At 66.6% G+C, this 12,791-nt stretch carries 14 protein-coding genes; 4 read left to right on the top strand and 10 right to left on the bottom strand.

Annotated features, from left to right (window positions below):
• Positions 1-8: 8 nt before the first annotated feature.
• The 5 genes from AC5Y39_RS06580 to AC5Y39_RS06560 all read right to left on the bottom strand — a co-directional run bounded on the left by AC5Y39_RS06580 (position 9) and on the right by AC5Y39_RS06560 (position 4,979).
• Positions 9-794, bottom strand: coding sequence for an SDR family NAD(P)-dependent oxidoreductase (locus AC5Y39_RS06580; RefSeq protein WP_500016439.1), 786 nt, complete (start codon positions 792-794; stop codon positions 9-11).
• Positions 795-842: 48 nt separating this feature from the next.
• On the bottom strand, positions 843-1,358 hold the full coding sequence (gene recX / locus AC5Y39_RS06575) for a recombination regulator RecX (RefSeq protein ID WP_500016438.1): 516 nt from the start codon (positions 1,356-1,358) through the stop codon (positions 843-845).
• A complete protein-coding gene (gene recA, locus AC5Y39_RS06570) occupies positions 1,327-3,456 on the bottom strand; it encodes an intein-containing recombinase RecA (protein WP_500016437.1) in 2,130 nt (709 codons plus the stop codon). The genes recX and recA overlap by 32 nt, the downstream gene beginning before the upstream one ends.
• Positions 3,457-3,609: 153 nt before the next feature.
• Entirely contained in the window at positions 3,610-3,804 is a 195-nt protein-coding gene (locus AC5Y39_RS06565) for a DUF3046 domain-containing protein (RefSeq protein WP_500016436.1), read from the bottom strand.
• 11 nt (positions 3,805-3,815) lie between these two features.
• Positions 3,816-4,979, bottom strand: coding sequence for a glycosyltransferase (locus AC5Y39_RS06560; RefSeq protein WP_500016435.1), 1,164 nt, complete (start codon positions 4,977-4,979; stop codon positions 3,816-3,818).
• Positions 4,980-5,011: 32 nt separating this feature from the next.
• On the opposite strand from AC5Y39_RS06560, the gene AC5Y39_RS06555 reads away from it, so the two are divergent.
• Positions 5,012-5,464 carry a limonene-1,2-epoxide hydrolase family protein gene (locus AC5Y39_RS06555; protein ID WP_500016488.1) on the top strand — a complete coding sequence of 151 codons (453 nt, stop codon included), beginning with the start codon at positions 5,012-5,014 and terminating at the stop codon, positions 5,462-5,464.
• Here the strand turns inward: AC5Y39_RS06555 and pspM are convergent, their stop codons facing one another.
• The 4 genes from pspM to pgsA form a co-directional block, all read right to left on the bottom strand.
• On the bottom strand, positions 5,465-6,265 hold the full coding sequence (gene pspM / locus AC5Y39_RS06550; RefSeq protein ID WP_500016434.1) for a phage shock envelope stress response protein PspM: 801 nt from the start codon (positions 6,263-6,265) through the stop codon (positions 5,465-5,467).
• Between the two features lie 11 nt (positions 6,266-6,276).
• Positions 6,277-7,089: a phage shock protein PspA gene (gene pspA, locus AC5Y39_RS06545; RefSeq protein ID WP_500016433.1), complete on the bottom strand. Its 813-nt coding sequence runs from the start codon at positions 7,087-7,089 to the stop codon at positions 6,277-6,279.
• A 102-nt stretch (positions 7,090-7,191) separates the two neighbouring features.
• Positions 7,192-7,557: a transcriptional regulator ClgR gene (clgR, locus tag AC5Y39_RS06540; RefSeq protein ID WP_500016432.1), complete on the bottom strand. Its 366-nt coding sequence runs from the start codon at positions 7,555-7,557 to the stop codon at positions 7,192-7,194.
• A gap of 52 nt (positions 7,558-7,609) precedes the next feature.
• The gene (pgsA, locus tag AC5Y39_RS06535; RefSeq protein WP_500016431.1) at positions 7,610-8,242 is read right to left on the bottom strand and encodes a CDP-diacylglycerol--glycerol-3-phosphate 3-phosphatidyltransferase; all 633 of its coding nucleotides are present in this window, start codon (positions 8,240-8,242) and stop codon (positions 7,610-7,612) included.
• A gap of 42 nt (positions 8,243-8,284) precedes the next feature.
• On the opposite strand from pgsA, the gene AC5Y39_RS06530 reads away from it, so the two are divergent.
• Positions 8,285-8,797, top strand: coding sequence for an amino-acid N-acetyltransferase (locus AC5Y39_RS06530; RefSeq protein WP_499948394.1), 513 nt, complete (start codon positions 8,285-8,287; stop codon positions 8,795-8,797).
• A gap of 52 nt (positions 8,798-8,849) precedes the next feature.
• Here AC5Y39_RS06530 and AC5Y39_RS06525 read toward each other — a convergent pair whose 3' ends face one another.
• Positions 8,850-11,324 (bottom strand): FtsK/SpoIIIE family DNA translocase, encoded by a 2,475-nt coding sequence (locus AC5Y39_RS06525; RefSeq protein ID WP_500016430.1) that lies wholly within the window; start codon positions 11,322-11,324, stop codon positions 8,850-8,852.
• Positions 11,325-11,573: 249 nt separating this feature from the next.
• On the opposite strand from AC5Y39_RS06525, the gene AC5Y39_RS06520 reads away from it, so the two are divergent.
• Positions 11,574-11,888 (top strand): putative quinol monooxygenase, encoded by a 315-nt coding sequence (locus AC5Y39_RS06520; protein ID WP_500016429.1) that lies wholly within the window; start codon positions 11,574-11,576, stop codon positions 11,886-11,888.
• Between the two features lie 3 nt (positions 11,889-11,891).
• Positions 11,892-12,704, top strand: a complete 813-nt coding sequence (locus AC5Y39_RS06515) for a mycofactocin-coupled SDR family oxidoreductase (protein WP_500016428.1) — start codon at positions 11,892-11,894, stop codon at positions 12,702-12,704.
• Positions 12,705-12,791: the final 87 nt, after the last annotated feature.

Genomic DNA, 12,791 nt, shown 5'->3' with positions numbered 1-12,791 from the left:
GCGTCCTTTCAGTGGCTTCCTGTTCGGGTGAGGATCAACCGGTTCGCAGCCGACTTCACCGAGTCGGCCAAGAACCAGTTAGTGACGCCTACAGCTTTCGAAATACATGACCCGCCAATGACCTTTCGATCGCCGCGCATCATGGCGGCATAGCCCTGCTCGGCCACTCGCCGTGGGTCTTCTTTGGGCATACGGCCGAGCAAGGTATCGGTCATACCGGCGCGCGCGAAGAAGCGGGTGGCTGTAGGGCCAGGCATCAACGCGGTGACGCTGACTCCGGTGCCGCGCAACTCGTCGTGAAGAGCCAGGGCGAACGACTGGACGAACGACTTCGACGCGTTGTAGATCGACTGATCCCATCCCGGCATTCCCGCCACGATCGACGAGGTGAACAACGCCCTGCCGGCTCGGCGAGCAGCCATGTCTTTGATCACCAGCTTGGCCAGATGGACCGTGGAGCGCACGTTCAACGCGACGATCGCGAGGTCGTCCTCCAGACTCCCCTCGAGAAAAGGCCCGGCTCGGCCGATACCGGCGTTGAGCACCGCCGCGTCAAGCGGGCGCTCGGCTTCGGCGACCGCGCGGTAGAGATGTTCGACGCCCTCGGGATGCCGCAGATCCACCTGGATGGCACGGGCTCGCACGCCAGCGTCGGCAAGCTCGTCGGCTCGTGCGACTACGGCCGGCTCGTCAGCGGCCAGGACCAGGTCGTATCCATCTCTGGCGAAGCATCGGGCCAGTTCGTATCCGATCCCGCTCGAGGCGCCCGTCACCAAGGCGAGGCGGTTTTCCATCTCGGCTGGCTACCCTGCGCCAGCCTCGCCAAACGCTCTGCCGAGCGTCTACGTTTGCCGCCGCTCGAGCTCTAGCGCCAGCTCGGTCTTGACGACGTCGAAGCACAGGGCTTCGCTGTAGCCGCGCCGCGCCAGCATTCCGACCAGCCGCCGCATGACCTTGGCTTGGTCGCCGTCGAGGTTCTCCCGGCGCAGCTTCGTGCGGACCAGCGTGACGGCCCTGTCATGCTCGCTTGACGCATCGAGCCGACCCAGCGCCGCCTCGATGACGTCATTGTCGAGACCCTTGGTCCGCAACTCGGCGGCTAACGCGCGCTTGCCTTTTGACGCGTTGGCTCCGCGTGACTGCACCCACTGCTCGGCGAACCCAGCGTCGTCGACCAGACCGACTTCGGCCAACCGATCCAGCACCTTGGCGCTGACGTCATCGGGATAGCCACGCTTCTTCAGCTGTGCGGCCAGCTCCGCCCTGGTGCGGGCCCGCGCGGTGAGCAGACGCAGACACAGTGCCCGCGCCTGCTCCTCGCGCTTCTCAGAAGTCGACGGGGGCGGGCAGTACGTCATCGGTGATCACGGCGCCAATGCCCAGCTTCTCCTTGATCTTCTTCTCGATCTCGTTGGCCACGTCGACGTTTTGGAGCAAGAAGTTGCGGGCGTTCTCCTTGCCCTGGCCCAGCTGCTCGCCTTCGTAGGTGAACCACGAACCGGACTTGCGGATGAAGCCCTGCTCCACCCCCATGTCGATCAGCGAGCCTTCGCGGCTGATGCCCTTGCCGTACAGGATGTCGAACTCGGCCTGCTTGAAGGGGGGCGAAACTTTGTTCTTGACGACCTTGACGCGGGTGCGGTTGCCCACCGCGTCGGTGCCGTCCTTCAATGTCTCAATTCGCCTGACATCCAAGCGAACTGAGGCGTAGAACTTCAATGCCTTTCCACCCGTTGTTGTTTCGGGGCTGTTGTGCACCATCACCCCGTCGGCGAAGTAGTTGTGCGAGCCTTCGACCTCGATGTCGAAGCGGTCCATCGACCGAGTGCGCGGCTTGACGTGGACGTCGAGGACGCGCGCGGGTACCAGCCGCTCCGAGGGTTCGACAAACTGCGGCGTCACCGTGCCCTGTCCGCGGAAACGAGGCAGCAACTTGTACTCCATCGACGGCGCGATGTAAGGCGCCACCAACTCTTGGAATTTCGCTGTGGCCTCCGTGGAGAACACCAACACTGCCTTACCAGCCTTGCCCAGATGACGGAGCCTGACATCGAGGCCATGGGTGTCACGAAGATAGTCCCGCAATCTCATTCGGGTACCTTCGCTCATCGCCTCAACGCAGATCTCGATGCGGCCACTGCCCCCAGCGCTGCGCTGCTGCACTCCTTTCGACCGCACAGTGAAAGAGCCGTCGTCCATGTACCAGATCGCCAACGCCAGCGGGGTGAGCGCCTTGAGGTACTCCTCGGAGAAGAACTTCTTGCCGTCGCCGAGATAGACCGCACGCTGCAATTCAGCTAGTTCCGGCAACGGAGTGAAGTCCACGAAGTGAGCGCCTTTGTCGTTCACTCTCATCGTGTGCTTGATATTGCCCAGTAGGGCGGTCTTCCACTGCAGGTAGTCCACTTGCTTGGCGCCATGTCCCAACCGGAACCGCACACCGTTGCGGTTGCGCCGGTTCGGTGAAAGGTTGCCGTCTCCCATGAGCGAACCGAGCACCACCTGGAACTGTTGCTCGCTGAGCAGATGCGGCTCGCTCGCCATCACACGATCGCCCGCGATGATGTCACCAGCCTCCGTCCAACCAGCCGGCGTGCGGATGAGGTGGTTAGGCGTCATGGCGAACTGCGACTTGCCGTTTCCGCCAGACTTCTCGACGGTGAACTGCAAGAACCGCTCGGCGGGACCATTGTTGAACCAGTTCACGATCTTGCGGGGCACGATCCGGTCGGTGTCCGGGTCGTAGGACAACACCTCGACGTCCATCTTCTGGTTGACGATCTTGCCGATCTTCTCGGTGGTGCCGTCGGCCAACTGGACGCGGGTGTCATAGGATCCGCACCCGAACATCACACCGATTTTTTCCCGCAGCTGGTTGATGAAAATCGCGGTCGTACCAGAGTTGTTCAGCGCGCCCGTGATCTTCCGCAGCGCCTGGCTCATCAGCCGGGCCTGCAGACCGACGTGGCTGTCGCCCATCTCGCCTTCGATCTCCGCGCGCGGCACCAGCGCCGCCACCGAGTCGATCACGATGATGTCCAGCGCGCCTGAACGGATCAGCATGTCGGCGATCTCCAGCGCCTGCTCGCCGGTGTCGGGCTGGCTCACCAACAGCGACTCGGTGTCCACGCCGAGCTTCTTGGCGTATTCGGGGTCCAGCGCGTGCTCGGCATCGATGAACGCCGCGATGCCGCCCTCAGCCTGTGCATTGGCCACCGCATGCAGAGCGACGGTGGTTTTACCCGAGGACTCCGGGCCGTAGATCTCGATGACCCGGCCTTTGGGCAGCCCCCCGATGCCCAGTGCGACATCCAACGCGATCGACCCCGTCGGGATCACGGAGATGGGCTGGCGCACCTCGTCGCCGAGGCGCATCACCGAGCCTTTGCCATGCGCCTTCTCGATCTGGGCCAGCGCCAGTTCGAGCGCCTTTTCGCGGTCAGGGGCCTGCGTCATGAGTGATGCCTCTCTCAAGTAGTGATGTTCGGTTGATCGAGGTCTCGATCAGTTGGTCGCGACGCTAGAGCAGACCACCGACAAGTCCCGTCCGCCGCACATCGACCACCTTAGACGAACACCTGTTCGACTCAAGCTGACACGCCGAGCCACTCACCATTGGTCACGGGGCACGTCGAAGTCGGCGCACAGCGCCCGCCAGACGTCACGCGGATCGACACCGTCCTCGATCGCCTGCGCCGCTGTGCGTCCTCCCAGACTGGTCAGCACATGGTCGACAAGCACCGACGCTCCATACGCGGCACCGAACTGATTAGTCACCAGCTCGTGGAATTCCGTCAGCCGCATCGAAGCCCAAATTACGCCACCGCGTCGCGGCACACCCGTACCGGATCTGCCACCTCAGCGACGCTCGCGGCGGCTTGCTGCGCGCCCGCACGGTAACCGGGTGACGCCAGCACCTCCCCGACCGACGATGCCAGCGCCTCGGCGGTCAGCGGCCGGACCAGCCGCGCACTTCCTTGCCGCACAACGCGATTCGCGATCTCCCACTGGTCGCCGCCTCCGGGCACCACCACCAGCGGCACACCGGCCAGCAGCGTCTTGCTCACCATCCCGTGCCCGCCGCCGCACACGACGACGTCGGCACACGACAGCAGCCGGTCCTGACGCCCCAGCCCGATGACCGCCCACGGCGGCGCCTGCAGATCCTCACCGGCAAGCCGTGACACCACCACCCGCGCCCCGTCCGGCAGCGTCGTGCCCGGAATCAAGCAGTCCAGCGCTACCTGCGCCAAGCCCAGCGCACCGGTCTGCGCCGTCGACGGCGCCACCACGACGACGGGCCCGTCGCCGGGCGGCAGCGACAACTCGACGTCGGTGGGCTCGAAGTGCAGCGGCCCCACCACCACAGCCTCGGCCGGCCAATCCGGCCGAGGCACCTCCAACGCCGGCAGGGTCGCGATCAGCCGCCGCAGCGGATCGACACCCTTCGCCGGCAGGCCCACGGCCACCCGAGCCGCCGCGCGTTGCCGCTGCCCCTCCCGCAGCGAGCGCGCCGTCAGGCGGCGCATCACGGCGTCTCGCACGCGACCGCGGATTCCGACACCGGGCGCGAGCCCACTTCCGATGGGCGGCAAGCCTTTCGACGGCAGATACAACGGATGGGGAGACAATTCGATCCACGGCACGCCGACCATCTCGGCGGCCAGCGCTCCGCAGGCGGTAATCACGTCGGACACGATCAGGTCCAGTGCCAAGTCGGCAAGGCGCGGCGCGTTGAGCACCGCCATCCGGGCTGCCCGCTGGTGGATTTTCGCGCCGGCATCGCGGTCGTCGTCGAGCTCGGTGGGGTCCAGGCCCAAGAGCTCGATCGCGTCGACACCCGCGGCGCGCGCGGTGTCCAGCCACTGCACGCCCGTCAGCAACGTCGGCTGGTCACCGGCGGCCAGGAACTTCAAGCACAACGCGATCGCCGGGAACGAGTGCCCCGGATCCGGCCCGGCGACCACGGCCACACGCACCGGCCTACCCTGCCACACGTAATGCTCCTAGGCTGGCGGGCATGACTGATCAGCTGCCCGACCGTCCAGTGACCACCGACCCGGCGGCCGTCGTCGAGCGCTTTCTCTATGCCCTGCGCGACAAGGATTTCGACGCCGCCGACGCCGCGCTCGCCGAGGACGTCGTCTACGAGAACGTCGGCTACTCGAGGGTTCGCGGCCGCGCGCGCACGATGAAACTCATGCGGGGGCTGAGCCGGCCCAGCGCGGGTTTCGACGTCAAGTTCCACCGGATTGCCACCGAAGGCTCGTCTGTGCTCACCGAACGCACTGACGTGCTGGCGTTCGGCCCGTTCCAGGCGCAGTTCTGGGTGTGCGGCGTGTTCGAGGTCCGCGACGGCCGAATCACGTTGTGGCGCGACTACTTCGACGCGGTGGACTTCCTCAAGGCGGTCGTGCGCGGGCTGCTCGCTATCGCGATCCCGCCGCTGCGGCGGTCGCTGTAGCTAGCCGATCAGCCGTCGAGGCCCGTTGAGTTCGTCGAAGGCCTGCGCCCAGCCGAGCAGACGGTCGGTGGCGCCGACGAGCTCGTTGCGGTACTGCTGACGCGACATCGGCGAGCTCGACGTGGACACCAGCTGCGCGGCGGCGTTGACCATGTCGTGGTACTGGCGCACGCCATGGTCGAGCTGTTGGGCGAAAGCGTGGATCGTCGGGCTCAGCGACACGCGTGACGACGGGGTGGCGCGCATGGTCTTCTCCATCGAGACGATGTCGCGGGCCGTTGCCGCCATCGTTGCGGCTGCCTCGTTGGCGGTTCGGGTCACTTCGTGAATCTCATTGGGCGGCAACAGCTCAGCGCGCTCGATGACCCCGAGCAACGAGAACATGCCGCGTTCTGCCGCGGCGAGCGCGGCCATGGGCTGCCGCGCGGCCGAACCGAACGGAGGCAGCCGGCGCACCACCCCCGGGCGGGGTGCGGGCAGTGGTTCCTTATGCAGCCAGCGCCACCGCAAGCCCAGCAGCGTCGCCAGCCAGGCCGATCCCACCGCGAACGCGCCCGGGATGGGCAGCGCCCACGCGGGGGTGCTCCACGACGCCAGTAACGCCGTCACCATCGCCCAAAACAAGAACGTGCCGGTGAACAACAGCGTCAGCCGCGCCGCCCAGCGGCGCTTGCGCAGTAGCCGCGCCCGCGGATCGGCAGCACGCTTGATCGTGTGCGCCAGCAGGTCGGCATACTCGCTGACGGTGTCGACACCCCGCTGCCACATCGAGCGGTAGGCGCTTCGAGGTTTGACCGCCATCGACACGGTCCTTACTGCTGGCTGAGGGGATTCTGCTGCGCCGGTTCGGTGGCCGGGGTGGCCGGCGTGGGCGACGCTGTGGTGCCGCCAGTGGGCAGAGCCTCACCCCGCATCGACGCCCGGATCTGCTCGAGCCGCGAATGCCCGGCCATCTGCACGCTCGCCTGCTGAACCTCCAGCATCCGGCCCTGCACCGAGTTCTGCGCCAGCTCGGCCTGACCCAGCGCGTTGGCGTAGCGGCGCTCGATCTTCTCCCGCACCTCGTCCAGGCTCGGCGTGTTGCCGGGCGCGGCCAGCTCGCTCATGGACCGCAGCGACGCGCTGACCTGCTCCTGCATCTTGGCCTGCTCCAGCTGAGAGAGCAGCTTGGTGCGCTCGGCGATCTTCTGCTGCAGCACCATCGCGTTCTGCTCGACCGCCTTCTTGGCCTGCGCGGCAGCGTTGAGGGCCTGGTCGTGCAGCGCCTTGAGGTCCTCGACGCTCTGCTCGGCGGTGACCAGCTGTGCGGCGAACGCCTCCGCGGCGTTGTTGTACTCGTTGGCCTTGGCCGCGTCACCTGCAGCGGTGGCCTGATCGGCCAGCGTCAGCGCCTGCCGCACGTTGACCTGCAGCTTCTCCACGTCGGCGAGCTGGCGGTTGAGCCGCATCTCCAGCTGACGCTGGTTGCCGATCACCTGGGCGGCCTGCTGGGTGAGCGCCTGGTGCTGGCGCTGCGCCTCCTCGATGGCCTGTTGGATCTGGACCTTCGGGTCGGCGTATTCGTCGACCTTGGACGAGAACAGCGCCATCATGTACTTCCACGCCTTGACGAACGGGTTGGCCATGAGTCGGTTCCACCTTCGTTTCTGGAGTTGGTGTCGTGCTGTCGGGCCTAGACAACGGGCGTGTGGCCAATTTATCCGTTTCCCGCCGTCAACCGCAGGGGGTCAGGCGAGCGCCATCTGCTCTTCGGGCACGCCCTCGTCACCCGTCAACGAGATGACCGGCGGGATGACCACCTTGGTTGCCTCGTCGATGTTGGCCGCCGTGGTGACAACGTCGGCCATGTCGGCGCGCTCCTGGCGCTCCAATTGGCGGCCGGCATCCGTGAGCACCTCGGACAGCGGGATGTCCAGCGCGCCGCAGATCGCAGTCAGCAATTCGCTCGACGCTTCTTTGCGTCCCCGCTCCACCTCGGACAGATAGCCCAGGCTCACTCGCGCCGAGTCGGAAACCTCACGCAGGGTCCGCCCCTGCGACATGCGGGCGCGGCGAAGCACGTCGCCGATCACCTCGCGCAGCAACGCTGCCATGGTGCACTCCTTCAGTGGCGGATCTCTACGTACGACCTCTTCCTTGGCAACGTCAGCCGCCCGCCGGATGGTTCCCGGCGGCCCGATCCTCAGCCCGGCGTGCGCCCTTGACCGCCTGCGTGACGTAGTCGATTCCGGTGACCACCGTGAGCACTATCGCGACGGCCATGATCACCACCGCGACGGTGTGCCACAGCCCGGACAGCGGCAGGATGAACAGCCCGATCGCGACCGCCTGCGCCAGTGTCTTGAGCTTGCCGCCGCGACTTGCCGGGATCACGCCGCGGTGCAACACGGCGAACCGCAGGACGGTGACCCCGATTTCGCGGACCAGGATCACCACCGTCACCCACCAGGGCAATTCGCGCAGCAGTGAGAGCCCGACGAGCGCCGCGCCCAAGAGCGCCTTGTCGGCTATTGGATCGGCCAGCTTGCCGAACTCGGTGATCATCCCGTAGCTGCGGGCCAACGCACCGTCGAACCGGTCGGTGATCATGGCCACCGCGAAGATCACGAATGCCGCGATCCGCCAACGGCTTTCATAGCCGCCGTCGGCGAACAGGGCGAACAGGAACACCGGCACCAGCACAAGCCGGACAGCGGTGAGCACGTTGGCGATATTGACCAGCCGCGCCGTCGGTGACGTGGTCGCCGCCGCCGGGTCACGTGAGGTGGGCACTGGCACCGCATCAGAATATCCGTTGCACGCAGCCGATATGTTCGGTGTGTGAGCGACGCGCGTCCCGACGGCCTGGTGATCCGGCGGGCTAGAACATCCGACGTGCCGGCCATCAAGGACCTGGTCGACATCTACGCCGGCAGGATCCTGCTGGAGAAGAACCTCGTCACCCTCTACGAGGCAGTCCAGGAATTCTGGGTCGCCGAGCTCGACGGAGAAGTGATCGGCTGCGGCGCTTTGCATGTGATGTGGTCCGACCTGGGCGAGGTGCGCACCGTCGCCGTGCACCCGAAGGTCAAGGGCCAGGGCATCGGCCACGCGATCGTCGACCAGTTGCTCCGCGTCGCGCGCGAACTGGAGCTGCAGCGCGTGTTTGTGCTCACCTTCGAAACCGAGTTCTTCAGCAAGCACGGCTTCGTCGAGATCGAAGGCACTCCCGTCACCGCGGAGGTCTACGAGGAGATGTGCCGCTCCTACGACACAGGTGTGGCGGAGTTTCTCGACCTGTCCTACGTCAAGCCCAACATTCTCGGAAACTCGCGAATGCTGTTGATGCTGTAGGCGATTTCGGGGCGCTAACCGGCGCTCAGCGCCGCCAAACGCACCGAAATCGCTACTCGGCGGCGTCGACGCCGCGGATCGACGCCAGCGTCGCGGCGAGTTCGTCGGGTTTGACCAGCACTTCGCGGGCCTTGGACCCCTCACTGGGGCCGACGATGCCGCGGGTCTCCATCAGGTCCATCAGCCGTCCAGCCTTGGCGAACCCGACCCGCAGCTTGCGCTGCAGCATCGACGTCGACCCGAACTGCGACGACACCACCAGCTCGACCGCCTGCAGGAACACGTCCATGTCGTCACCGATGTCGGGGTCGACGTCGGTGCGTTGCGAGGCCGGTTTGGCATCGGTCACGCCCTCGGTGAACTGCGGCTCGGCCTGGGCTTTGCAGGCGGCGACCACAGCGTGGATCTCTTCGTCGGTGATGTAGGCGCCCTGCAGCCGGATCGGCTTGTTGGCGCCCATCGGCAGAAACAGCCCGTCGCCCATGCCGATCAGCTTTTCGGCGCCCTGCTGGTCGAGGATCACCCGGCTGTCGGTCAGCGACGACGTCGCGAACGCCAACCGGGACGGCACGTTGGTCTTGATCAGCCCGGTCACGACGTCGACGGACGGGCGCTGCGTGGCCAGCACCAGATGGATGCCTGCGGCGCGGGCCTTCTGCGTGATCCGCACCACTGCGTCTTCGACGTCGCGCGGCGCGGTCATCATCAGGTCGGCGAGCTCGTCGACGATTGCCACCACATAGGGGTATGGCTGGTACTCACGCTTGCTGCCCAGCGGCGTGGTGATCTGGCCGGCCTTGAGCTTGGCGTTGAAGTCGTCGATGTGGCGCACCCGCGACGCTTGCATGTCCTGGTAGCGCTGCTCCATCTCCTCGACCAGCCATGCCAGCGCGGCCGCCGCCTTCTTCGGCTGCGTGACGATCGGGGTGATCAGGTGCGGAATGCCTTCGTACGGCGTCAGTTCCACCATCTTGGGGTCGATCAGGATCATCCTGACCTCCTCCGGGGTGGCGCGGGCCAGCAGCGACACCAGCATCGAGTTGATGAAGCTGGACTTGCCCGAACCGGTGGAACCGGCCACCAGCAGATGGGGCATCTTGGCAAGGTTCCACGAAACGTATTCGCCCTCAATGTCTTTCCCGAGTCCGATCACCAGCGGATGGTGGTCGCGACGGGTGGACGGGTCGGTGAGCACGTCGGCCAGCCGCACCATCTCGCGGTCGACGTTGGGCACCTCGATGCCGACGGCGGATTTGCCGGGGATCGGCGCGAGCATCCGGACGCTCTCGGTGGCCACCGCGTAGGCGATGTTCTTCTGCAGCTGCGTGATCTTCTCGACCTTCACGCCGGGCCCGAGCTCCACCTCGTAGCGGGTGACGGTCGGGCCACGGGTGCATCCGGTGACGGCGGCGTCGACCTTGAACTGCTGCAGCACCGACGTAATCGCCTCGACCATGTGGTCGTTGCTTGCGCTGCGCCGCTTCGGCGGATCGCCGGGGATCAGCAGATCCAGCGACGGCAAGACGTAAGGGCCTTCGACCACCCGGTCGAGCGCGGCGAGATCCGCGGCGGCGGGCTTCTTCGCGCGGCGGCGCGGTTTGGTCTCGACGGGCTGCTCCGCCGCGACGGGAGGCTCGGGGATGGTCGGCGTGTCCTCGTCGAGCGGGTAGGCGTCGGCGTTCGGGTATCCGCCGTAAGCCGGTTTCGACGCCTGCGCCTCGTCGTAGTCGTCGTATTCGGAGGAGTCGTCGTCGTAGTCGTCGTGGTCGTCGTCGTCGTGGTCGTCGTAGTGCCGGGCCGGCAGACCTCGAACGGCGAACATCGCGCGCATCGTCGCCGGCACCTCACGGACGGTGGTGCCCGAGAGCAGCAGCACGCCGAACAGCACCCCGATGAACAGCAGCGGCGCGGCGATCCACGCGGTCACACCGTCCTCCAGCGGCCCGCCGATCGCGAACCCGACGAAGCCGGCGGCGTGCTGGCGACCGGCAGGTGTCGACGGCGAACCGGACCACAAGTGCCAGAGCCCGAGAGCGGGCAGCGCGATCATGGTCGAGCCCAGAACCAGCCGGGGCCGCGCCTGCGGGTCGGGTTCGGTGCGGGTCAACGTCACCGCGACGGCAAGCGCGACGATCGGCAGCAGCACCACGGCCGAGCCGATCAGCGTGCGCAGCGCCGTATCCACCCACAGGCCGACAGGTCGGGCGGCGTCGAACCAGCTACTGGCGGCGATCAGCACCGCAACGCCGATCAGTGCCAGCGCAATGCCGTCGCGGCGATGACCCGGCTCGATGTCGTGGGCCCGGCCCACCGACCGTGCAGCTGTGCCGGTAGCCCGGGCGACGAGCAGCCACGTCGCCCGCGCGCCGCGCCCCACCGCAAACGCTCCGGCGGCGACGGATCCGCGGCCGGCCGGCTTGCGCCGATTGACCGGTTTCCTGCGCGGTGCCGGCCGCGAGCCGCTTCGCGAACTGGCCTTTGACCTGGTCGTTCGGCTTCCCGAGCGGGCTGCGGTCTTGCTTGGCATGTCGGCAAGCCTAGTCGCATGGGCCTCAATCGCACCATTAGCCACACTGGTTACAAGAGTGTCTCGTTACGCCCACTTGGCGGTCACGACCAGGGCCTTTGCTCCGCCGACTTGCGTGTAGATGGTGGACATGCCGACCAGCGAAGGGCACCGGCGTTGCGCAATCGTTGTGGCGGAGTGGCACGGTCGCTACGAAGTGCTCCCGGTTACGGTGAAGCGGACCTCATCCGCATTGAACCAAGGAGTCACATGGCCGTTGTCGTCGTCGCCACCATGACCGCCAAGCCCGAGTCCGTCGACACCGTGCGCGACGCGTGTAAGCGGGCGATCGAAGCGGTGCACCAGGAGCCCGGCTGTGAGCTGTACGCGCTGCACGAGGGCAATGGCACGTTCGTGTTCGTCGAGCAGTGGTCCGACGAGGAGGCGCTCAAGACGCACAGCACCGCACCCGCGATCGCGACGTTGTTCGGTGAGGTCGGCGAGCACCTGGACGGCGCGCCCGACATCAAGATGCTGCAACCGGTGCCTGCGGGCGATCCGGCCAAGGGCACGCTGCGGGGCTAGCGAATGGGTTCGCTGGACGGAAAGGTCGCGTTTGTCACCGGCGCGGCCCGCGGGCAGGGCCGCGCCCACGCGGTGAAGTTGGCCTCCGAAGGCGCCGACGTCATCGCCGTCGACCTGTGCGACCAGATCGCCTCGGTCCCTTACCCTTTGGCCACTACCGACGACCTGGCTGCGACGGTGAAGCTGGTGGAGGAGACCGGGGCACGCGTTGTCGCCAGAGAGGCCGACGTGCGTGACGCGGCCGGGTTGACCACCGCGTTGCGGGCAGGGGTCGACGAACTCGGCGGGCTGGACATCGTCGTTGCCAATGCCGGAATCGCCCCGATGCAAGCCGGTGAAGACGGCTGGCGCGACGTGATCGACGTCAACCTCACCGGCGTGTTCCATACCGTGGAGGCCGCGAAGCCCGTCATGGTAGAGCAGGGCCGCGGCGGGTCGATCGTGCTGATCAGCTCGGTGATGGGACTGGTCGGCGGTGGCAGCGAGGATCCCGGGTCCATCGGCTACGCAGCCGCCAAGCACGGGATGGTCGGGCTGATGCGGGTGTACGCGAATCACCTTGCGCCGCACCGCATCCGGGTGAATTCCATACACCCGGCCGGCGTCGACACCCCGATGATCAACAACGAGTTCATCCGCGGATGGCTCGAGGAGGTGGCCGGCACGGCCGACGTCGACATGGGCAATGCGTTGCCCGTCGACGTGCTGCAGCCAGAGGACATCGCCAACGCGGTGGCGTTTCTGGTGTCCGACGCTGCCCGCTACATCACCGGCGTGACACTGCCCGTCGACGCCGGATACGTCAACAAGCGCTGACGCCGTCGAATCGCGTCGCCCAGACGGTAGCCACCGCGTCGAAGTACGAGAACACGCTACGTGGAACACCGTTTCGGCATCTGGCGT

This window comes from Mycobacterium sp. NGS39 (genome assembly GCF_059812765.1).
This window is presented reverse-complemented; position numbering and strand designations above follow the sequence as displayed.

Bases quoted from the DNA above. Each gene is read 5' to 3' on its own strand.
- clgR (WP_500016432.1), bottom strand. From the start codon at position 7,557: ATGGCAGCGTTGCTGCGCGAGGTGATCGGCGACGTGCTTCGCCGCGCC.
- pspM (WP_500016434.1), bottom strand. From the start codon at position 6,265: ATGGCGGTCAAACCTCGAAGCGCCTACCGCTCGATGTGGCAGCGGGGT.
- recX (WP_500016438.1), bottom strand. From the start codon at position 1,358: ATGACGTACTGCCCGCCCCCGTCGACTTCTGAGAAGCGCGAGGAGCAG.
- AC5Y39_RS06580 (WP_500016439.1), bottom strand. From the start codon at position 794: ATGGAAAACCGCCTCGCCTTGGTGACGGGCGCCTCGAGCGGGATCGGA.
- pspA (WP_500016433.1), bottom strand. From the start codon at position 7,089: ATGGCCAACCCGTTCGTCAAGGCGTGGAAGTACATGATGGCGCTGTTC.
- AC5Y39_RS06520 (WP_500016429.1), top strand. From the start codon at position 11,574: ATGGCCGTTGTCGTCGTCGCCACCATGACCGCCAAGCCCGAGTCCGTC.
- AC5Y39_RS06565 (WP_500016436.1), bottom strand. From the start codon at position 3,804: ATGCGGCTGACGGAATTCCACGAGCTGGTGACTAATCAGTTCGGTGCC.
- recA (WP_500016437.1), bottom strand. From the start codon at position 3,456: ATGACGCAGGCCCCTGACCGCGAAAAGGCGCTCGAACTGGCGCTGGCC.
- AC5Y39_RS06525 (WP_500016430.1), bottom strand. From the start codon at position 11,324: ATGCCAAGCAAGACCGCAGCCCGCTCGGGAAGCCGAACGACCAGGTCA.
- AC5Y39_RS06515 (WP_500016428.1), top strand. From the start codon at position 11,892: ATGGGTTCGCTGGACGGAAAGGTCGCGTTTGTCACCGGCGCGGCCCGC.